This is a genomic window from Pantoea sp. Ap-967, assembly GCF_011752565.1.
GTDB lineage: Bacteria > Pseudomonadota > Gammaproteobacteria > Pseudomonadales > Pseudomonadaceae > Aquipseudomonas.
Genome location: NZ_VWXK01000025.1, coordinates 42728 through 64293 on the forward strand (window position 1 = coordinate 42728; position 21566 = coordinate 64293).

Here is a 21566-nt window from a genome sequence, read left to right on the forward strand (position 1 = left end):
CACACGATGGCACTGGCAATTTTCGATCTGGACGAAACCTTGATCCACGGCGACTGCGCGTCGCTGTGGAGCGAGCAGATGGCCCGCCTGGGCTGGGTCGACGGCAAGGACTTCCTGCGCCGCGACCATGAGCTGATGGAGGCCTACGGCAGGGGCCACCTGCAGATGGAGGAGTACATGGCCTTCAGCCTGGAACCGATTGCCGGGCGCACCCTGGAAGAAGTCGAGCACCTGGTGGAGCCGTGGGTGGAAGATGTGATCGAGCCGATCATCTACGGCGACGCCTGCCGCTGCATCGCCGAGCATCGCCAGCGGGGTGACCGGGTCTTGGTCATTTCGGCCAGCGGCACCCACCTGGTAGGGCCGATTGCGGCGCGCCTGGGGGTGGATGAATACCTGGCGATCGAGCTGGAGGCGGTGAACGGGGTGTACACCGGCAGGACCCATGGGGTGCTGACCTACCGCGAAGGCAAGATCACCCGCTTGCTGGAATGGCTGGACCAGGAGCAGGAGAACCTGGAGGGTGCGAGTTTCTATTCCGATTCGCGCAATGATTTGCCGCTGTTGCTGAAGGTGGATCACCCTTATGCGGTGAACCCTGATGCGGTGCTGCGCGAGCATGCCCAGACCAATGGCTGGCCGATTCTGAGCTGGGCTTAAAGCTTTGCGTGGGCTGTACCGGCCTCTTCGCGGGCAAGCCCGCTCCTACAGGATAGCGGCAAGCCCGAGCAATCCCTTTACCTGTAGGAGCGGCGGTGCGGCGACCCGACTTGCCCCGCGAAGAGGCCAGCCCTGCTTACACCAGGCTAGGGTCGATCACCATCACCAACTTACCCGACACCTGGTTGCTCTCAAGCTCGGCATACGCCGCCTGGGCGAACTCCACCGGGTAGGTGTCGACCAGCTGCGGCGACAGCCGCCCTTCGCCGAACAGCGGCCACACCTGCTGTAGCAGCTCACGCAGCAGCTCGGCCTTGAAGCCATCGTCACGGTTACGCAGGGTGGAACCTGTGATCTCCAGGCGCTTGCCCAGCACCTGCGCCAGGTCCAGCTCGAACTTGCGCCCACCCATCAAGCCGATGATCACCCAACGCCCGTCACGGGCCAGCAGCTTCAGGTTCAGCTCGCCGTAGCTGGCACCGACCGGATCGAGGATCACGTCGAACGGCCCGAAGCCTTCCAGCGCTTCGAGGTTGTGGTTACGCACCACGCCACCGGCAGCACCCAGTGCCTCGCAGTAGTCCAGGCGGTCCTGGGAACCGACACTGACCCATACCGGGCTGCCAAATGCCTTGCACAGCTGGATCGCTGCCGAGCCCACGCCACTGGCGCCGGCATGCACCAGCACCTTCTCACCGGCCTTCAGGCCACCGAGCTGGAAGATGTTCAGCCAGGCCGTGGCATACACCTCGGGCAGGCCCGCCGCTTCATGCAGGCTCAGGCCTTCGGGCACCGGCAGCACATGGCGGGCATCGACCACCACTTCTTCGGCCATGGCGCCGCTGGCCAGCAGCGCACACACCCGGTCGCCCACACGCCAGTCGGCGCCGGCACCCACTTCCTCGACCACGCCGGCGCACTCCAGGCCCATGTACGGGCTGGCCCCTGGCGGCGGAGGATACAGCCCCTTCATTTGCAACAAATCGGCCCGGTTCAAGCCAGCGGCAGCCACCCGAATGCGTACTTGGCCCGCGTCACAGGCCGGGCGTTCGGCCTCGACCCAGGCCACATGTCCGTCAACGCCTTGCAATGCCTTCACAGTGCCTCCATAGTTGAATCACATGACTGAGCCTGGGGAGCCCGCTCCCCAGGCTTTTTGCAGTATTTGCCCGGCTCCTGTGGAACCGGCGAACGGAAAAGACGGCCTACTATGCGTGATCAATTGCCTCCACGTCGAATCAGCATGAAGCATTTCCTTCCAAGCACCGCCCTGGCCCTGATGGTTGGCCTGGGTAGCCTTACGCTCGGCGGCAATGCGGCGGCCGCCAACAAGTGGGACAGCCTGCAGCCGGACCGCGACGAAATCGTCGCCAGCCTCAACGTGGTGGAACTGCTCAAGCGCCATCACTACAGCAAGCCTCCGCTCGATGACGCCCGCTCGGTGATCATCTACGACAGCTACATCAAGCTGCTGGACCCTGCGCGCAGCTACTTCACCGCGGCCGACATCGCCGAGTTCGACAAGTGGAAGACGCAGTTCGACGACTTCCTCAAAAGCGGCAACCTCGACCCTGGCTTCACCATCTACAAGCGCTACCTGGACCGGGTGAAACAGCGCCTGGACTTCGCCCTGGCCGAGCTTGCCAAGGGTGTCGACAAGATGGACTTCACCACCCACGAAACCTTGCTGATCGACCGCAAGGACGCCCCGTGGATGAAAGACCAGGCCGAGCTCGACGACCTGTGGCGCAAGCGCGTGATGGACGAAGTGCTGCGCCAGAAAATCGCCGGCAAAGAGCCCAAGCAGATCCAGGATACCCTGACCAAGCGCTACAAGAACCAACTGGCGCGCCTGGACCAGACCCGTGCCGAGGACATCTTCCAGGCCTACATCAACACCTTCGCCCAGTCCTACGACCCGCACACCAACTACCTGTCGCCTGACAGCGCGGAAAACTTCGACATCAACATGAGCCTGTCGCTCGAAGGCATCGGTGCGGTGCTGCAAAGCGACAATGACCAGGTCAAGATCGTGCGCCTGGTGCCGGCAGGCCCGGCGGCCAAGACCAAGCAAGTGGCCACCGCCGACAAGATCATCGGCGTTGCCCAGGGCAACAAGGAAATGGTCGACGTGGTCGGCTGGCGCCTGGACGAAGTGGTCAAGCTGATCCGTGGCCCGAAAGGCTCGGTGGTGCGCCTGGAGATCATCCCGGCGAGCAACGCGCCAAGCGACCAGACCACCAAGATCGTCTCGATCACCCGGGAAGCGGTGAAGCTCGAAGAGCAAGCGGCGAAGAAATCGATCCTCAACCTCAAGCAGGACGGGCGTGACTACAAGCTCGGCGTGATCGAGATCCCGGCCTTCTACCTGGACTTCAAGGCCTACCGCGCAGGCGACCCGGACTACAAGAGCACCACGCGCGACGTGAAGAAACTGCTCACCGAGCTGCAGAAGGAAAAAGTCGACGGCGTGGTCATCGACCTGCGCAACAACGGCGGCGGCTCCCTGCAGGAAGCCACCGAGCTGACCAGCCTGTTCATCGAGAAAGGCCCGACCGTGCTGGTACGCAACAGCGACGGCCGCGTCGACGTGCTCGAAGACGAAAACCCCGGCGCCTTCTACAAAGGCCCGCTGGCGCTGCTGGTCAACCGCCTGTCCGCCTCGGCTTCGGAGATTTTCGCCGGCGCCATGCAGGACTACCACCGCGCGCTGATCATCGGCGGCCAGACCTTCGGCAAAGGCACCGTGCAGACCATCCAGCCGCTCAACCATGGCGAGCTGAAGCTGACCCTGGCCAAGTTCTACCGGGTATCCGGGCAGAGCACCCAGCACCAGGGCGTGTTGCCGGACATCGACTACCCGTCGATCATCGACACCAAGGAAATCGGCGAGAGCGCCCTGCCTGAAGCCATGCCATGGGACACCATCCGCCCTGTGGTGAAGGCCGCGGCCGACCCGTTCAAGCCATTCCTGGCCGACCTCAAGGCCAAGCACGATGCGCGCAGTGGCAAGGATGCAGAGTTCATCTACATCCGTGACCGCCTGGCCCTGACCAAGAAGCTGATGGACGAGAAGACCGTGAGCCTCAACGAGCAGGAACGCCGTGCCCGCCACGACGACATCGAGGCCAAGCAGCTGGCGCTGGAAAACACCCGCCGCAAGGCCAAGGGTGAAGAGCCGCTGAAGGAGCTGAAGAAGGTCGACGAGGACGCCTTGCCGGAAGATGACGACAAGACCAAACCTGAGGACGACGCCTACCTCGCCGAAACCGGTCGCATCCTGATCGACTACCTGCGCGAAAGCAGCACGGTGGCGAAAAAGTAATCCCGGCAGTGATGGCAGATTAATGTGACCTGTCATCAAACAGTCATCGCACTGTCGTGAAATAGCGGGGCCGGACATGCAAATGCCCGGCCCTTTCATTTTCAGGAATCCGTCATGACCGTTGCCGAACAGCTCAGTGCCTTGGGCGCCATCCTGGCTCAAAGCAGCATCCATAGCCTGTTCCAGCCGATCATTTGCCTCAGCGAGCAGCGCATCCACGGCCATGAAGCGCTGAGCCGCGGGCCGTCCAACAGCCCGCTGCATTCGCCCCTGAACCTGTTCGCCATCGCCCGCCAGGCTGGCCGCCTGACCGACCTGGAAGCCGCTTGCCGGGAAAGCGCATGCCGGCGTTTCAGCGAGCAGCAGTTGGGCGGCAAGCTGTTCCTGAACATTTCACCGGAATCGTTGCTGGAGCCGAACTACCCTTCCGGGCGCACCCTCAAGCTGCTCGAACAGGTCGGGCTTGAGCCCAGCCGCGTGGTGATCGAGCTGACCGAGCAAACGCCGACCGACGATTTCCAGTTGCTGTCCAATGCCTTGCACCACTACCGCGACATGGGCTTTTCCATCGCCCTGGACGACCTCGGCGCGGGCTATTCGAGCCTGCGCCTGTGGTCGGAGCTGCGCCCGGAGTACGTGAAGATCGACCGGCATTTCATCGACGGCATCCACTGCGACCCGCTCAAGCGCGAGTTCGTGGGTTCGATTCTGCAGATTGCCCGGGCGTCGAGGGCCCAGGTGATTGCCGAAGGCATCGAGCTTGCCGAAGAGCTGGCGGTGTTGACCGAGATGGGGGTGGACCTGGTGCAGGGGTACTTGCTGGGGCGGCCACAGGAATTGGGGGTGCGGGAGGTGGTGGCGCCGGTGATGCCGGTGGCTTCTGGCGGGCAGCCCACCGTGGGCTTGAATGCCACCCTTGGCCAAGTCATCGAGTTGTTCGGGCGCCATCAGCACCTGGAGTCCCTGGAAGTGCTGGGCGTGGATGGCAGGCCTTGTGGCCTGGTTCATCGAAGTGCATTGCCGGTCATGGCCTCTTCGCGGGGCAGGCCCGCGCCTACAGAGGCATGGCAAGCCCGGTAGGAGCGAGCGTAGCTCGCGATGGGGCGCTCAGCGCCCCCAGGGTTTCAGCTTCGCGGCTCATAACGCCAGGGCTGCTTTGCAGCCCATCGCGAGCTGCGCTCGCTCCTACCGGGGCGGCCGCTCAGGCAGGCTCGGGGTAGCTGTACTCGAACACCCTGACCACCTCGGAAGCATGCCAGGACGCCGCCTCCATGCCATCCACAGGCCCGGTAAAGCGCCCCAGGCGCTCCACACACTCGAAAAAGCCAGTCCGTGGCAAGCGGCTTGCCCCCTGGCTGATCACCAGCGAGCTGCGCAGCGGCTGCTCGGCGCGGGCGTCCAGAACAGCCAGGTATTCCAGCGCGGCAGTCAGCGTCTGCATGGCCGGGCTGGGCAGTTGCAAGCGCTCGATCAGCGCACGGTAGGTGAGCAGGTGGCGTTGTCGTCGGGCCAGGTCAAGCTCGTCCAGCAGGTTTTGCCAATGCTGACGGCTGATCCTGACCTGGCTCATGACGGCTCGCTCCAGCCGGCCACCCCCAAGTGCCAGGCCAGGGCTCGGCGAATTGCCGCATCCGGCTGGCGCTCGCCCGACTCGATCATGGCCAGGTAGGCCGGGCTGACCCCCACATTGCGCGCCAGCTGCTCTGGCGCGATGCCTTTGGCCTGGCGCAGCTGCGCCACTTCACTGAATGCCGGCAGGCTGGCAGGCGCTGGGCCCTGCTCCTCTGCCCCGGCAGCCACCTCGGCAGGTGCCTGCCCAGCTGCCTTGAGCAGCGCCTGGTATTGCTCCCAGGGCACGACGGCGTACTCGGGCTGACCGTCCCGGCTAATAACCTGAATACCCATTACAACCCCCTTACGTAGGATTACGGCATGTAATCCGTAGGCATAACCCTTATGCCAATTATATTACCAAGCGCGGGAGTGTGTGGGCGACTGGCTCTTTTTCAGTGCGGGTTGCGCTCCAGGCGCAGGGCTTCAGGGGAATCGGGCAGGCGTTCGACCACGCGCAGGCGCTCTGGCGCCTGGCTGTCGCGCCAGGCCTTGAAACGCGCCAGCTCATCGGCCACGGTCTTGAGCACCCAGCCAAGCACGGCGATGTCGTCAAGAAAGCCCACGCCGACGATCCAGTCGGGTATGGCATCCAGGGGGCTGACGAAATACAGCAGGCCGGCAACGATGGTCACCAGTGCCTTGGGGCTGATGGCGCGGTACTCGCCACGCCACCAGGCCAGGCACAGCGACTGCAGCAACTTGACGTCTTCACGCAATTGGCCGAGCCGCGGGCCTTTGCGGGCCACGGCGAACAACAGCGCCGGCAACCGGCCACGGCTGAGCAGGCGCTCGGCCAGGGGCAGGAAGCGGGCGAAATTCCAGGGTGCGCTCATGGGGCCTCCAGCAGGCTCAGGTTATCCACATTTATTGTGGATAACCTTGTGAACAGGGCGACGTTTCTGACGGCAGGTGCCCACTCGGCAAGGGCCCCGGTCAGATCGGGCGTTTTTTACACAGTCGTTTCAACTGCGCAAACGATTTGCGTCAGCAGCGTGGCGTTGCTTCACAGTGCCCTAGGTGGGACAAGCTGTGCAACAGCAGGTTCGGTGAAGGATGGTTCATAAACGACAACGCCCCGTCGAAACGGGGCGTTGGGGGCAACTGCACGCATCAGCTAGAAGCGCGCGCAGCGGCGTTAGGCTCAAGCACTTACTTGGCCGGTGCCTCAGCCGGTGCATCGGCCTCTGGCGCCTCGCCACCCTGCAGCTGGGCCGGGTCCTTGATGGCGATCAGTTCCAAGTCGAACACCAGTACCGAGTTGGCCGGAATCAGCGGGCTCGGGCTCTGGGCGCCGTAGGCCAGTTCAGCCGGGATGAACAGCTTGTACTTCTCGCCGACGTGCATCAGTTGCAGGCCTTCGACCCAACCTGGGATCACACCGCTGACTGGCAGGTCGATCGGGCTGCCGCGCTCGACCGAGCTGTCGAACACCTTGCCATCGATCAGCTTGCCTTCGTAGTGGACGGTTACCACGTCGGTAGGCTTGGGCTGCGGGCCGTCGGCCTTCTTGACCACTTCATACTGCAGGCCCGAGGCGGTGGTGACCACGCCTGGCTTCTTGGCGTTCTCTTCAAGGAATTTCTTGCCGGCGCTGGCAGCTTCTTCGCTGGCCTTGGCCAGGCGCTCTTCGGCGCGCTTCTGCAGCGCGGTGAAGGCTTCTACCAGCTCTTCGTCCTTGAGGCGTTGCTCCTTCTTGCCAACGGCGTCTTCGATGCCGAGGGCGACCGCTTTCGAATCAAGGTCTTCCATGCCTTCCTGAGCCAGGCTCTTGCCCATGTTCAGGCCGATACCGTAGGAGGCTTTCTGTGCCGGAGTCTTCAGCTCGGGGCTGCTGGTCTGTTGATCACAGCCAGCCAGTACCAGGCCTACCAGGGCAACCGCAGCCGCCAAACGATGCTGTTTCATGCTATTTCCTTGTTCATGCGCCATAAGGGCAATCAGGGTAAAGCCGCGAGCTTAGCAGGCGGCCATGACCAATGGCTACCGGCATAGGAGCGGGTTTTCGTAAGGAAGTTCAGTAGGTAAACGCTTCTTCATGCAAGGTTTACAGCCATTGGCCAGTATTGACCCTTTGTGCCGGGTTTGCCTGGAAATTGTGAGGTTTTATTGCTGGGGGTTCTGAAGGCTTGCGCAGGCCTGGTTCATCGTATCGCGAGTTCTGCTCGCGCCTACCGGATTGGTATGCGCCTTCGGCTACGGGTAGCGCCCTTCCCGGTATTGCTCGGCCACTTCGCGCAGCACCTCGCACACCCACTGCCCTGGCAGGCTCAGCGGCAAGGCGGCGTTGCGGCTGATGCCCACCGAGCCGCCCGGCTCACGCACGCCAAGGTCCAGCTCGGCCAGCTCGCCGCGGCGCAAATCCAGCAGCACCGCATCGCGCGGCGCCACCCACAGCGCATCGCTGCCCAGCAGGTAGCGCCGGCTCAGCGCCAGTGACAAGGTTTCCAGCCGCTGCGCGGGCATCTGGATGCCACACTGCACGAACAGGCTGTCGGCGTGCTGGCGGATGGTGGTGCCCGGCGGCGGCAACACCAACGGATAGCGCCCGACCCGCTGGCGCTCCACCGGCGCGCTCGCCAGCAACGGGTGGCCAGGGCGCACCACCAGGGCCATCGATTCACTGTATAGGTGCTCGAACGACAGGCCCTGGATCTGCGGGCTGTCGGTCATGCGCCCGACCACCAGCTCCAGCTCGCCCAGGCGCAACTGGCCAAGCAACTGCGCACTGACCCCGGTCACCACGCTGATCACCAGCGCTTCGTGACGCTGGTGCAGGCGGCACAGCACCTCGGGCATCAACAACCCTTCGACCGTCGACAGCACGCCGATACGCACCTGCGACGGCGCCCGCGCCTCACCCCGCAGGCTGCTCACGCCATCGCGCAGGGCCTGCACGCTGGGCCCGGCGTAGCGCATGAAGCGGGTGCCGGCCGGGGTCAGCTCGACACCCTGGCGGCTGCGCTCGAACAGGCGCGCCTCCAGCAGGTCTTCGAGTTCCTTGAGGGTCTTGGAAATGGCCGGCTGGCTGATCGCCAGGATGTCGGCCGCCCTGGCCAGGCTGCCCTGCCGGGCAATCTCCAGGAAGCACAGCAGGTGGCGGTACTTGATGCGGGTGTCGAGGTTCATGCCGGCAAGCTTACCGCATCGCCACCTGCGGCGTATCCGGGTCGCGCTGCTGGCGGCGGAACTGCCCCGGCGGCAGGCCATGGATCTGCCGGAAGCGCCGGGAGAAATAGGCTTCATCGGCAAAGCCGCAGAGCCGTGCCACCTCCCCTACCGGGCGGCTGCCATTGAGCAGGTAGTTGCGCGCGGCATGCATGCGCCGCTCCAGCACCAGCTCGCTGAAGGTCTTGCCGATTTCCTTGCGCAGCCAGTGGGTCAGGTAGGTGGGCGACAGGTAGGTGGCCGCGGCGACCTTGTGCAGGTTGAGGTCGGGGTCGTCGATGTGCCGGCGCAGGTACTCGCTCATGCGGTTCAACGCGGCGCGCCGGCTGAGCTGCGCGGCGTTGTTCTCGGCGAGCTCGCGCAGGGGCTCGGCGTAGAGGCCACAGACCTGGCCGATCAGTTGCAGCAACAGCCCCTTGAGCACCTCGCGGGTGCCGAAGCGGCGGTTGGCGTCGAGGGCGCGCATGCGATCGAGCAGTTGCTGCACGCCGGCGAACTCGGCGTCGTCGAGGCAGAAGTCCAGGTGTTCCTGAAAGCGAAACGGCGACAGTTCCGGCGCCTGCAGAATCGACACTTCCTCCAGGTCCATCGGGTCGCAGGCCAGGTGCGGCAGCAGGAAAGTCTGGGAGAAGTTGATCACCACGAAATCGCTGTCGGCCGGGTGCGGGATCACGTGCACCCGGTGCGGCAGGATGAAGGCCAGGGTGTTGCGCCGAAAGGGGCGCTGCACGTTGCCGATGTGCTGCACCGTGTCGCCACCGAGGTTGACCTGGATCTGGAAGTATTCGTGACGGTGCGGCGCGGTCTCGGCCGGGCGGCCGCGCTGGTCGCGGATGTAGAAATCCATCAGCTCGCTGCGCTGCTGCATGACGTAGGTCGGGACCTCGCGCTTGGGGGGCATCAGGTGGCTCCTGTGAGAGGGGTGCTGGGTGTTCCGGCCCTTTCGCGGGGCAAGCCCGCTCCTACAGGGGCAGCGCATTGGCCGATTTTGTTGTGTAGGAGCGGGCTTGCCCCGCGAAAGGGCCGGCACAGGTAACACAAGTCATACGATGTCTAAACTCATCAAATTAAACCCCTCTGCAAAAAAACACGCAACCCCACCGCCCCGCAGCAGCCTTAAATCAAGACTTCCAGCAAAAAAACCGCGCAAAACCCCGCCCCCGAATTTTCTTGGACAGCACAGCCCTCCCCCGCCCGTCGTGCAAAAAACGGTCTAAAACCCCCGTTGCGTTCACGCCGTTGTACGACCACCTTAGAAAAAGGCCTGCAGCCCAACCTCTACCAACAACAACAAACGAGGTCGACTCATGTCGAGCACCCCTACCCCCCGCGCCGCGTCGTCGTACGCGCTGGACGCGGCCCCTGCCCAGCGCCTGCCCACCCGCCGCCGCTGGTTCATGCTGTCGCTGCTGCTGGTGGCGACCATCATCAACTACGTCGACCGGGTGAACATCTCCATCGCCGCGCCGTTCATGGCCAAGGACCTGGGCCTGGACAAGGTCGAGATGGGCTTGATCTTCTCTGCCTTCGCCTGGACCTACGCCCTGGCACTGGTGCCCGCCGGCTTCATTGCCGACCGCTTCGGCTCGCGCCTGACCTATGGCGTGTCGCTGATCAGCTGGTCGGCGGTCACCGTCGCCCAGGGCCTGGCCAGCGGCTTCGCCTCGCTGTTCGGCCTGCGCCTGGCGGTGGGCGCCATGGAAGCCCCGGCGTTCCCGGCCAACAGCCGTGCAGTGACGGTGTGGTTCCCGGCCCGCGAGCGCGGCATGGCCAGCAGCATCTACGTGTGTGGCCAGTACCTGGGCACCGCCTTGTTCACCGGCGCGCTGCTGTGGCTGGCAACCACCTACGACTGGCGCCATGTGTTCTACAGCACCGGCCTGGTCGGCATTCTGTTCGGCGTGGTGTGGCTGTTCCTGTACCGCGACCCGCTGAGCTGCAAGAAGGTCAGCAAGGAGGAACTGGCCTACATCGAAAACGGCGGCGGGCTGGTGAAAAGCAGCCAGGAACGTACCCGCTTCGACTGGCGCCAAGTCGCCGAGTTGTTCCGCTACCGCCAGGTCTGGGCCATCTGCCTGGGCAAGTTCGCCAGCACCTCGGCGCTGTATTTCTTCCTGACCTGGTTCCCCACCTACCTGATCGAAGAACGCCAGCTGACGCTGATCAAGGTCGGCATCTTCGCGGTGATGCCGTTCATTGGCGCCACGGTGGGCATTCTGTTGGCCGGCATCGTTTCCGACCTGCTGATCCGCAAGGGCTACTCGCTGTCGTTCGCACGCAAGCTGCCGCTGGTGGTGGGCTCGATGCTCGGCATGTCGATCGTGCTGGTGAACTTCACCGACTCCAATGTGCTGTGCATCGCCATCCTGACCCTGGCGTTCTTTGCCCAGGGCATTGCCTCGGCGTCGTGGGCAGCGGTGTCGGAAGTGGCGCCCAAGGAGCTGATCGGCCTCACCGGCGGCATCACCAGCCTGGCGGCCAACATTGGCGGCATCGTCACGCCGATCGTGATTGGCGCAATCGTGCATGCCAGCGGGTCGTTCGCGATGGCGTTCTGGTTTATCGGTGGGGTGGCGCTGATGGGCACCCTGTCGTACTCGCTGCTGCTTGGGAAGTTGTATCGCATCGAGTTGAAAGGTAGCGCCTGATTTGAGGGCCTCTTCGCGGGGCAAGCCCGCTCCTACAAAGGTTTCGTGCGGTGCTGAAATCGGTGTAGGAGCGGGCTTGCCCCGCGAAGAGGCCGGCACAGATTACCGGGATAGTCCAACCCAACCCCGCTTTCGTCCAACTTTCAACGCCAGCCGCTGGCTACGCTGGCCACTCCAGCACGGAGGATTCACCCCATGACCTACCTGTTCAACCCACCGGCCATCGTCAGCCTGCCGATCCGCGGCAGCACGGCGCGCTTTCCGGTCGGCCGGGTGTTCTGCCTGGGCCGCAACTACCCCTGGCCGGCCACCTACGGCCCGGCGCCGCAGGAGCCGGTGTTCTTCATGAAACCGGCCAGCAACGTGGTCGAGGCGCACGGCGAGCTGCCGTTCCCGCCGCAAACCGATGAGTTCTGCCATGAGATCGAGCTGGTGGCGGCCATCGCCAAGGGCGGTGCCGACATTGCCCCGGAGCAGGCCCTGGCGCACGTGTTCGGCTTCGCCGCAGGCCTGGACATGACCCGCCGCGACCACCAGCGCAAGGCCAAGGCCGAAGGCCTGCCGTGGGAAACGGCCAAGGTGTTCGAAGCCTCGGCGCCGATGACCGCCATTGTTCCGGCCACTGAATGCAGCTGGCCACTGGCAGGCGCACTGTGGCTGCAGGTCAATGGCCAGGAGCGCCAGCACGCCCACCTGAACCAGCAGACCTGGGCCCTGGCCGAGGTGATCAGCCGCCTGTCCCGGCAACTGCCGCTGCGCCCCGGTGACCTCATCATGACCGGCAGCCCGCCCGGCGTTGCGCCCCTGCAACCGGGCGATGCGATTCACGCCGGCATCGACGGCATCGGCGAACTGCACCTGCGCGTCGGCCCCCGCCCTGCCGGGCAAGCGGCCAACGCGGCCTGAACCTACTGGAGCTAACCCATGACCCAAACCAAGAAAATCGCCCTGGTCACCGGTGCTGGCAGCGGCATTGGCCGCGCCGTGGCCCTCGCCCTGCTGGAAGATGGTTTCAGCCTGGTGCTCGCCGGGCGCCGCCCCGAGCCCTTGCAGGCCCTGGCCGAACAGGCCCGCGCCGCAGGCGGCGAAGCCCTGGCCGTGCCTACCGATGTGCGCGACGAACACAGCGTGGCGCAGCTGTTCGCCACCATCGAGGAGGTGCACGGCCGCCTCGATGTGATCTTCAACAACGCCGGCATCAACGCCCCTGCCGTGCCCATCGACGAGCTGGCGCTTGAACACTGGCGCAACGTCATCGCCACCAATGTCGATGGCGTGTTCCTGTGTGCCCGCGCCGCGTTCGGCCTGATGCGCCGCCAGCAACCCCAAGGCGGGCGAATCATCAACAACGGCTCGATCTCGGCCCACACCCCGCGCCCGTTCACCGGCCCCTACACCGCCAGCAAACACGCGGTGCTGGGGCTGACCAAGGCGCTGGCGCTCGATGGCCGCCCCTACGGCATCGTCTGCAGCCAGGTGGACATCGGCAATGCCCTGACCGAGTTGTCCGAACGCATGACCCGTGGCGTGCGCCAGGCCAATGGCGAAATCGCTGCCGAACCGATGCTCGACGTGCGCCACGTGGCCGATGCGGTGCGCTACATCGCCGCCCTGCCGCTGAGTGCCAACGTGCTGAACATGACCGTGATGGCCAGCAACATGCCCTTCGTCGGCCGTGGCTAACCGGTTTTTCAAGGAGTGAGTGATGAAACCTGAAGTTCTGCAACTGAGCCCGATCCTGATTCCGCAGATTCGCGAGCGCCTGGAGGCGCTGTTCACCGTACACCGCTATTACGAGCAGGCCGACAAGGACGCCTATGTCAGCCAGCATGGCGACAACATTCGTGGCGTGATCACCGGGGGCCATACGGGCATCAGCCAAGCGCTGATGGCGCGCTTGCCAAAGCTTGAAGTGGTGGCGGTCAATGGCGTGGGCACCGATGCGGTGGACCTGGCCTATGCCCGTGACCGCGGCATCCAGGTCACTGCCACCCTCGGCGCGCTCACCGACGATGTGGCGGACCTGGCCATCGGCCTGTTGATCGGCCTGTGCCGTGGTATCTGCACCGGGGATCGCTTCGTGCGCGCCGGGCACTGGGCCACCAGCGCCACGCCCCTGGCGCCCCTGCCGCTGGCCCGGCAGGTGTCGGGCATGCGCGTGGGTATCGTTGGCATGGGCCGGGTTGGCCGCGCCGTGGCGCAGCGGGCGGCGGCGTTTGGCTGCCCGATTCGCTATACCGACCTGCAGGCGCAGGAGGTGCCCTATGGGTTCGAGGCGAACTTGCTGCAGTTGGCCAGGGACAGTGATGCGCTGATCCTGGCGGCGGCCGCCGACAAGGGTGAGGCACTGGTGAACCGCGAGGTGCTGCAGGCGCTGGGGGCCGAGGGGTACCTGGTCAATATTGCCCGCGGCAAGCTGGTGGATGAGCCGGCGTTGATTGCAGCGCTGGAGGCTGGCGAAATCGCTGGGGCGGCGCTGGATGTGTTTGCCGATGAACCTCGTGCGCCTGAAGCGCTGTTCGGGCGTGAGGATGTGGTGCTGCAGCCGCACCGGGCCAGCGCCACGGTGCAAACCCGCACGCGCATGGGTGAGATGGTGGTGGCCAGCCTGGTGGACGTGTTTGCTGGGCGCAGGCCGCAGGGGTTGGTGATCTAGGTAGCCTGTGCCGGCCTCTTCGCGGGGCAAGCCCGCTCCTACAAGGACCGCGTTGTGGGAGTGGGCGTGCCCGCGAAGGGGCAGGCATGGGAGGATCAGGTTATTGCCAGTTCCACCGTTTCTCCGTTCAACCGCACCGGCCACACCCGCAACTGCTGCCCGGCGTCTTCAAGGCATTGGCCGCTGTGCAAACTGAAATGCTGTTTATACAACGGCGCCGCCACCACCAATTCGCCCTGCAGGCTGCCCAGCAACCCGCGCCCGATGATATTGGCCCCCGAGCGCGGGTCGCGATTGTCCAGTGCATACACCCCCTGCCCCGGCAGGTAGAACAACGCCACCTGCACCCCGTCCAGCCACACCACCACACCGGAATCGGCCACCAGGTCATCGGTGCGGCACACCGCTTGCCAGATCGCCTGGGGGTTCACAACCGCATTGCTCAGGTTCATCACACAGCCTCCTCGATGGCGGGAATCAGGTGCAGCGGCGCTGCTGGCCGGCGTTGTTCACGCTCGCGCACGAAGTGCACGTCTGGGTCGGCGCGGCGGTCGTTGACGAAGGTGCGGAAGCGCTTGAGCTTCTCGGGGTCCTTCAGGGCGTTGGCCCATTCGCATTCATACTGGTCGACCACATGCTGCATCTGCGCTTCGAGTTCGCTGGCCAGGCCCAGGCTGTCGTCGAGGATCACCTGCTTGAGGTAACCCAGGCCACCCTCAAGGCCCTCGCGCCACACCGAGGTGCGCTGCAGCTTGTCGGCGGTGCGGATGTAGAACATCAGCACGCGGTCGATCAGGCGCACCAGGGTTTCGTCGTCCAGGTCGGTGGCGAACAACTCGGCGTGGCGCGGGCGCATGCCGCCGTTGCCGCAGATGTACAGGTTCCAGCCTTTGTCGGTGGCGATCACGCCGATGTCCTTGCTCTGCGCCTCGGCGCACTCGCGGGTGCAGCCCGACACCGCGAACTTGAGCTTGTGCGGGCTGCGCAGGCCCTTGTAGCGGTCTTCCAGGCGCAGGGCCATGGCCACGCTGTCCTGCACCCCGTAACGGCACCAGGTGCTGCCCACGCACGACTTCACCGTGCGCGTCGACTTGCCATAGGCATGCCCGGTTTCGAACCCGGCCTCGATCAGTTCCCCCCAGATCAGCGGCAACTCATGCAACTGGGCGCCGAACAGGTCGATGCGCTGGCCGCCGGTGATCTTGGTGTAGAGGTCGTATTTTTTCGCCACCTGGCCAATCACGATCAGCTTGTCGGGGGTGATCTCGCCACCGGGAATGCGCGGCACCACCGAGTAGGTGCCGTTCTTCTGCATGTTGGCCATGAAGGTGTCGTTGGTGTCCTGCAGCGGCACCAGTGCGGGGTCCATGATCGGCTGGTTCCAGCACGAGGCCAGGATGTTGCCCACCGCTGGCTTGCAGATGTCGCAGCCAACGTGGCCTGTGCCATGGCGGGCGAGCAGGTCGTGGAAGGTGCGGATGCCCTCGACGCGCACCAGGCCATAAAGCTCCTGGCGGGTGTAGGCGAAGTGTTCGCACAAGCGCTTGTCCACCGCCACCCCGCGGGCAGTGAGTTCGTGTTCGAACACCTGCTTGAGCAGCGCCGCGCAGCCGCCGCAACCGGTGGCGGCCTTGGTGCAGCTTTTCACGGCCGCGAGGTCGCCACAGCCGCTGTCGATGGCCGCACACACCGCCCCCTTGCTGACGTTGTGGCACGAGCACACGGTTGCGCTGTCGGGCAAGGCGTCGGCGCCCAGGGCCGGCGCGCCACCGCCTTGCGGCAGGATCAGCGACGCCGGGTCGGCCGGCAGGGCGATGCCGTTCTGGGCGTATTGCAGCAGGGTGTCGTAGTAGCTGTTGTCGCCAACCAGCACGGCGCCGAGCACCTGCTTGCCGCTGGCATCCACCACCAGCCGGCGGTAGGCGTTGTTGGCCTCGTCGATGAAGCGGTAGCTGCGTGCTCCAGGGGTGGCGCCGTGGGCATCGCCGATGGAGCCCACGTCCACGCCCAGCAGCTTGAGCTTGGTCGACATGTCGGCACCGGTGAAGCTGCCGGCCGCCTCGCCCATCAGCAACGCCGCCAGGTTGCGCGCCATGCTGTAGCCCGGGGCCACCAGGCCGAACACGCTGCCATTCCAGGATGCGCACTCACCGATGGCGAACACGCGCGGGTCGCTGCTGCGGCAGTGGTTGTCGATCACCACGCCGCCGCGTGCGGCGATGGCAAGGCCGCAGGCGCGGCCCAGGGCGTCCTGGGGGCGGATGCCGGCGGAAAACACGATCAGGTCGGTTTCCAGGTGCTCGCCGCCGTCGAAGTTCATGCGGTAGCGGTACACCTCGCCGTCACTGATCGACTGGGTAGCCCGCGACAGGTGCACGCCCACGCCCAGGGCTTCGATCTGCGCCTTGAGCGCGGCGCCGCCCTCGCCGTCCAGTTGCACCGGCATCAGCCGTGGGGCGAACTCCACCACATGCGCCTCAAGGCCCAGGGACTTGAGTGCATTGGCCGCCTCCAGGCCGAGCAGGCCACCCCCCACCACCACGCCACGCCGGGCGTTGGCTGCAGCGTCGCGGATGGCATCGAGGTCGTCGAGGGTGCGGTACACCAGGCGGGCGTTGCCGCTGGAGCCTTCGATCGGCGGCACGAAGGGGTAGGAACCGGTGGCGAGGATCAACTGGTCATAGCCGTAGCGGCCCTTGGCAGTCACCACTTCGCGGCGCTCGCGGTCAATGTCCAGCACGGCCTCGCCCAGGTGCAGGTGCACGCCGCTGCCGGCGTAGAAACCTTGCTCGCAGAGGGCCAGGGTTTCGGCGCAACTGCCAGCGAAATACTCGGACAGGTGCACACGGTCGTAGGCGCGCTGGCGCTCCTCGCCGAACACGTGCAGCTCGAAACGCGCCAAAGCGCCGCGCTCGACCAGTTGCTCGACGCAGTGGTGGCCGACCATGCCGTTGCCGACGATGACCAGTCGCTCTCGTTGCCCGTTCGCTGTTGCCTTCATAAGCCGATCCTCGATCAAAAAAAAAGCGCCTGGAGCCGAAGCTCCAGGCGCCTTTGCCTGTATTCATCACGGTGGGGGGCCCGGGTTGATCGCCGTTGACCAGGGGGCTTTGTTGTAGAAGAGGTTAAGCAGGGAATGTGCCAACGGGTTTTCCTTTGCTGGCCCTATCGCAGGCAAGCCTGCTCCTACAGGCGCATGGGGCACGGTAGGAGCAGGCTTGCCTGCGATAGGGCCGGCCCCGCCCACGCACACTCAAGGTGCAGGCCTCCCCATTCTGGCGCACATCAATACACATCGCGCCGATACCGCCCGGCCTTGCTCAACCCTTCGACATAGGCATCCCCATCCACCTGCCCATGCACCGCAATCACCTCGCGCAACGCCGCGTCCACATCCTTGGCCATGCGCTGCGCATCACCACACACGTAGAAATACGCCCCCGCCTCCAGCCACTGCCACACCTGCGCGCCTTGCTCCAGCATGCGCTGCTGCACATACACCTTCTCGGCCTGGTCCCGCGAGAACGCCGTGTCCAGGCGCAAGTGCCCCGCTGCCTGCCAGGCCTGCAACTGCTGCTGGTAGTAAAAGTCGGTGGCCGCGTACTGCTCGCCGAAGAACAACCAGTTGCCGCCCGCGGCCCCGCGTGCCTCGCGCTCCTGCAGAAAGGCCCGGAATGGCGCGATACCGGTGCCGGGGCCGACCATGATCACCGGCACGCTGTCGTCGTCGGGCAAGCGGAAGTGCTTCGACACCTGGGGGAAAATCGCCACTTTCAGTGACTGCGCCCGGTCCGCCAGAAACGCCGAGCACACGCCTTTGCGCGCGCCGTAGCGCACCGTCGACACCGTCAAGTGCACCTGCTGCGGGTGCACCAATGGGCTGGAGCTGATCGAGTACAGCCGCGGCTGCAGGGGCTTGAGCAGGCCTAGCCAGGTGGCCAGCGGCAGTTGCTGGGGAAATGCCCGCAACACATCGACCAGCTGGCGCCCCCACAGCCACTCCTGCAGCTCGCCCTTGCACGGCGGTTGCAGCAGGCGCTGCAGCGCTGGCGCCTGGGCAGCGAAGGCTTGCAACTGCTGCGGGGTGACCTTGGCGATTTCCAAATGGTGTTCGAGGGCTGTCGCCAGGGGCATGGCCGGCTGGTCCTTGAGCGTTACCGGGGCTTGGCCATCGAGCTGCATCAAGGCCAACAGCTCCTCGACCAGTGCCGGGCAGTTGCGCGGCCATACCCCCAGTGCATCGCCCGCGGCGTAGGTGAAGCCGCTGCCTGCCAGGTCGAACACCAGCTGGCGGGTTTCCTTGCTGGCACCCGGGCCGTTGAGCAGGTGATTTTCCAGCAAGGTGGCGAACCAGGGTTGCTGCTTGCTGAACACACTTGCCGCTGCCGGCTTGGCGGGTAACTCGGGCGGTGCGGCGCTGCCCAGCTCGGGCAACAGGGCTTCGAGCCAGGTGGTGAAGGCGGCGTCGAAGTCCGGCTCGCAATCGACCCTGGGCAGCAGGCGACGGCCGCCCAGCTCGGCCAGGCGCTGGTCGAGCTTGCGGCCGAACCCGCAGAACTGGCCATAGCTGGAATCGCCCAGGGCCAGCACGGCATAGGGCAACTCGGCGCAGGGCGTGCCCTGCTCGCCCTGCAGCGCCTGCCAGAAGGCCGCGCCGCTGTCTGGCGCATCGCCGTCGCCAAAGGTGCTGGCGATCAGCATCACGCTGGCAGCGCCGCGCAATTGCTGCGGGGTGACCGCCTCCATGCAGGCCAACTGCACCTGCAGCCCCGCCCCTCGCAGGTGCTCGGCACAGCGCTCGGCCAGGGTTTCACCGTTGCCGGTTTGGGATGCCCATAGCACGTGGTGGCGCGGCCGTTGCTCGGCCGCTGCGGGCACCGCCGCTGGCTGGGCGAACACGCCGGCCAGCAAGCCGTCGACGAACAGCCGCCGCTCGGCCACCAGTGGCGCACTGGCGGGCAGGCTGGGCACGCCTTCGGCCCGGGCCTGTTCCAGGCCAAGCAGAAAGCCTTGCAGGTAATGGCGTTCAGCATCGGCCAGGACTGGCGCAGGCAAGGTGTCCAAGCCCAGCAGGCGAGACAGGGTGGCGGTTGGCATGCGCGCAGGCTCCGGTGTGGCGAGGTTGAGGTCGAGGGCATCGATGCGTTCGCCGGCCACCCGCTCCAGGGCGACGGCGCAGTGCTTGAAGGCCGGCTGCAGCGACAGCGGGTCCACTGCATCGCAGGTCACGGCGTTGATTGCCAGCTGTTCACCGATCACATCGTTCCAGTGAAACGGCGCAAAGCAATTGCCTGGCATCACCCGGTCGCTGATGCGCGCAGGCAGCACGGCCTGGCCCCGCCGCGAGCGGATGGCCACCTGGTCGTTGGCGGTGATGCCCAGGCGCGCGGCATCGCCTGGGTGGATTTCGACGAAGGGGCCTGGCTCCAGCTTGTTCAGCGCCGGCACCTTGCCGGTCTTGGTCAGGGTGTGCCACTGGTGCTGCACACGGCCGGTGTTGAGCACCAGCGGGAAGTCGGCATCCGGCAGCTCTGGCGCGGGCAGCCAGGGCCGGGCGAAGAAGCGCGCCTTGCCGCTGGGGGTGGGGAATGCCAGTGCGGGGCGGTTGCCTTCGGCATCGCGCAGCAGCTGTTGGCTGGCGCCGTCGTTGATATAGCGCAGGGGGCTGCGGTCATCCTCGCGGCCGGGTGCGCAGGGCCACTGGCGGGGGCGCTGGCGCAGCTCGGGGTAGCCGATGCCGCGCAGGTCGTAGCCGCTGGCAGGGTTCCAGAAACGGCGGATCTCGTTGTAGACGGCTTCGGCATCGGGGTAGTCGAAGGCCTCGGCGTAGCCCATGGCACAGGCGATGCGGGCGATCAGCTGCCAGTCCGGCAGGCTCTGGGCGGGGGCGGCGACGGCGCGCGGCATCAGCGTCAGGTTGCGCTCGCTGTTGATCATCACGCCCTCGCCCTCGGCCCACAGGGCGGCGGGCAGGAGGATATCGGCGTAGCGGTTGGTTTCGGTGTCGAGGAAGGCGTCCTGGGTAATCACCAGCTCGGCCTGGCCCAAGCCCTCGATCACCTGCTGGCGGTTGGCGACGCTGGCCACCGGGTTGCTGCAGATGATCCAGCAGGCCTTCACCTCGCCGGCCTTCATTTGCTCGAACAGCGCGATGGTGCCCTCGCCGCCTTCTGCGCGCAGGCTGCCGGGGGCCAGGCCCCACTGCGCCTCGACGAAGGCACGGTCGGCGTCCACCAGCGCCGAGCGCTGGCCCGGCAGGCCAGGGCCCATGTAGCCCATCTCGCGGCCACCCATGGCATTGGGCTGGCCGGTGAGCGAGAACGGGCCGCTGCCCGGCCGGCACAGGGCGCCGGTGGCCAGGTGCAGGTTGCAAATTGCGTTGCTGTGCCAGGTGCCGTGGACGCTCTGGTTCAAGCCCATGGTCCAGCAGCTCATCCATTGGCCGGCGCTGCCGATCCACTCGGCGGCCTTGAGCAGGTCGGCCTCGGCCAGGCCGGTGATGGCCGCCACGCGCTCGGGGGTGTAGTCGTCGAGAAACGCCGGCAGCGCGTCCCAGCCTTCGGTATGGCGGGCGATGAACTCGGGGTCGGTGTGGCCGTTGCGGTGCAGCAGGTATAGCAGGCCATTGAGCAGCGCCATGTCGCTTCCCGGGCGCACCTGCAGGAACAGATCGGCCTTGTCGGCGGTGGCCGTGCGCCGGGGGTCGACGACGATCAGCCGGGCGCCGGCCTTGACTCGGTCGAGCAGGCGCAGGAAGAGGATCGGGTGGCAGTCGGCCATGTTTGCACCGATCACCAGGAACAGGTCGGCGTGCTCGAAGTCCTGATAGCTGCCGGGCGGGCCGTCGGCGCCAAGCGAGAGCTTGTAGCCGCTGCCGGCGCTGGCCATGCACAGGCGCGAGTTGGACTCGATATGGCGGGTGCGGATAAAGCCCTTGGCCAGCTTGTTGGCCAGGTACTGGGCCTCCAGCGACATCTGCCCGGACACGTACAGGGCCACGGCGTCGGGGCCGTGCTGGTCGATGATGCCGCGCAGGCGCGCGGCGGCCTCGGCGATGGCCTGGTCAAGGCTGCTACGCACCGGTTGCTGGCTGCGCTGCTGGCGCAGGTAGGCGTGTTCCATGCGCCCGGGGGCGGTCAGCGGCACGTGGGCGGTCAGGCCCTTGGTGCACAGCCGGCCGAAATTGCTCGGGTGCTGCTTGTCGCCGCTGATCTTGGCCACCTTGCCGTCCTGGATGCTCATGACGATGCCGCAACCAACGCCGCAGTAGGGGCAGACGCTGCGTACTTCGTGGGTGGTCATGGGCGGTTCCCCTTGTTCAGGCATGCAAAAAGGCGCCGGCTGCTCCGGCTTGCTGGGTAAGCAAGCCGGGCAACACGGCGCCTTTGTCGTGGGTGGTGGGCTGTCGACGTTGATAGCCCTGGTTGGGTGGAGGACAGCAATTAATGGGCCAGCCGTACCGGCCTCTTCGCGGGGCAAGCCCGCTCCTACAGCCCTG

At 65.7% G+C, this 21566-nt stretch carries 15 protein-coding genes and 1 pseudogene; 7 read left to right on the forward strand and 9 right to left on the reverse strand.

All coding sequences use genetic code 11. The features are described from left to right. Positions 1-6 precede the first annotated feature (6 nt). Complete coding sequence (locus tag F3J45_RS22255; RefSeq protein WP_167067981.1) at positions 7-660, forward strand: HAD family phosphatase; 654 nt, start codon at positions 7-9, stop codon at positions 658-660. Positions 661-796: 136 nt separating this feature from the next. Here the strand turns inward: F3J45_RS22255 and F3J45_RS22260 are convergent, their stop codons facing one another. Then, a complete protein-coding gene (locus F3J45_RS22260; protein WP_167067984.1) occupies positions 797-1759 on the reverse strand; it encodes an NAD(P)H-quinone oxidoreductase in 963 nt (320 codons plus the stop codon). A 111-nt stretch (positions 1760-1870) separates the two neighbouring features. Between F3J45_RS22260 and F3J45_RS22265 the strand changes: the two genes are divergently transcribed. After that, a complete protein-coding gene (locus tag F3J45_RS22265) occupies positions 1871-3985 on the forward strand; it encodes a carboxy terminal-processing peptidase (RefSeq protein ID WP_167067987.1) in 2115 nt (704 codons plus the stop codon). Positions 3986-4099: 114 nt separating this feature from the next. After that, positions 4100-5065: an EAL domain-containing protein gene (locus tag F3J45_RS22270; protein WP_167067990.1), complete on the forward strand. Its 966-nt coding sequence runs from the start codon at positions 4100-4102 to the stop codon at positions 5063-5065. A gap of 121 nt (positions 5066-5186) precedes the next feature. Here F3J45_RS22270 and F3J45_RS22275 read toward each other — a convergent pair whose 3' ends face one another. From F3J45_RS22275 to F3J45_RS22300, 6 genes are all read right to left on the reverse strand, one after another. Then, positions 5187-5555 carry a hypothetical protein gene (locus tag F3J45_RS22275; RefSeq protein WP_167067993.1) on the reverse strand — a complete coding sequence of 123 codons (369 nt, stop codon included), beginning with the start codon at positions 5553-5555 and terminating at the stop codon, positions 5187-5189. After that, the gene (locus F3J45_RS22280) at positions 5552-5890 is read right to left on the reverse strand and encodes a helix-turn-helix transcriptional regulator (protein WP_167067996.1); all 339 of its coding nucleotides are present in this window, start codon (positions 5888-5890) and stop codon (positions 5552-5554) included. Before F3J45_RS22280 ends, F3J45_RS22275 begins: the two co-directional genes overlap by 4 nt. Positions 5891-5991: 101 nt before the next feature. Continuing rightward, positions 5992-6432, reverse strand: a complete 441-nt coding sequence (locus tag F3J45_RS22285; RefSeq protein WP_167067999.1) for a YkvA family protein — start codon at positions 6430-6432, stop codon at positions 5992-5994. Positions 6433-6748: 316 nt separating this feature from the next. Then, positions 6749-7504, reverse strand: coding sequence for an FKBP-type peptidyl-prolyl cis-trans isomerase (locus F3J45_RS22290; protein WP_167068002.1), 756 nt, complete (start codon positions 7502-7504; stop codon positions 6749-6751). 288 nt (positions 7505-7792) lie between these two features. Next, the gene (pcaQ, locus tag F3J45_RS22295; protein ID WP_167068005.1) at positions 7793-8725 is read right to left on the reverse strand and encodes a pca operon transcription factor PcaQ; all 933 of its coding nucleotides are present in this window, start codon (positions 8723-8725) and stop codon (positions 7793-7795) included. A gap of 10 nt (positions 8726-8735) precedes the next feature. Next, entirely contained in the window at positions 8736-9665 is a 930-nt protein-coding gene (locus F3J45_RS22300; protein ID WP_167068008.1) for an AraC family transcriptional regulator, read from the reverse strand. Positions 9666-10071: 406 nt separating this feature from the next. On the opposite strand from F3J45_RS22300, the gene F3J45_RS22305 reads away from it, so the two are divergent. The 4 genes from F3J45_RS22305 to F3J45_RS22320 all read left to right on the forward strand — a co-directional run bounded on the left by F3J45_RS22305 (position 10072) and on the right by F3J45_RS22320 (position 14068). Beyond that, positions 10072-11412, forward strand: a complete 1341-nt coding sequence (locus F3J45_RS22305) for an MFS transporter (protein WP_167068011.1) — start codon at positions 10072-10074, stop codon at positions 11410-11412. Between the two features lie 195 nt (positions 11413-11607). Next, positions 11608-12318: a fumarylacetoacetate hydrolase family protein gene (locus F3J45_RS22310; protein WP_167068014.1), complete on the forward strand. Its 711-nt coding sequence runs from the start codon at positions 11608-11610 to the stop codon at positions 12316-12318. 18 nt (positions 12319-12336) lie between these two features. Next, positions 12337-13095 (forward strand): SDR family oxidoreductase, encoded by a 759-nt coding sequence (locus F3J45_RS22315; RefSeq protein WP_167068017.1) that lies wholly within the window; start codon positions 12337-12339, stop codon positions 13093-13095. A 22-nt stretch (positions 13096-13117) separates the two neighbouring features. After that, positions 13118-14068 carry a 2-hydroxyacid dehydrogenase gene (locus tag F3J45_RS22320; RefSeq protein ID WP_167068020.1) on the forward strand — a complete coding sequence of 317 codons (951 nt, stop codon included), beginning with the start codon at positions 13118-13120 and terminating at the stop codon, positions 14066-14068. Between the two features lie 95 nt (positions 14069-14163). Here F3J45_RS22320 and nirB read toward each other — a convergent pair. After that, a pseudogene (gene nirB / locus F3J45_RS22330) lies at positions 14164-17114 on the reverse strand (nitrite reductase large subunit NirB); the annotation flags it as partial. A 239-nt stretch (positions 17115-17353) separates the two neighbouring features. Continuing rightward, positions 17354-21370, reverse strand: coding sequence for a bifunctional nitrate reductase/sulfite reductase flavoprotein subunit alpha (locus tag F3J45_RS22335; protein ID WP_167068029.1), 4017 nt, complete (start codon positions 21368-21370; stop codon positions 17354-17356). Positions 21371-21566: the final 196 nt, after the last annotated feature.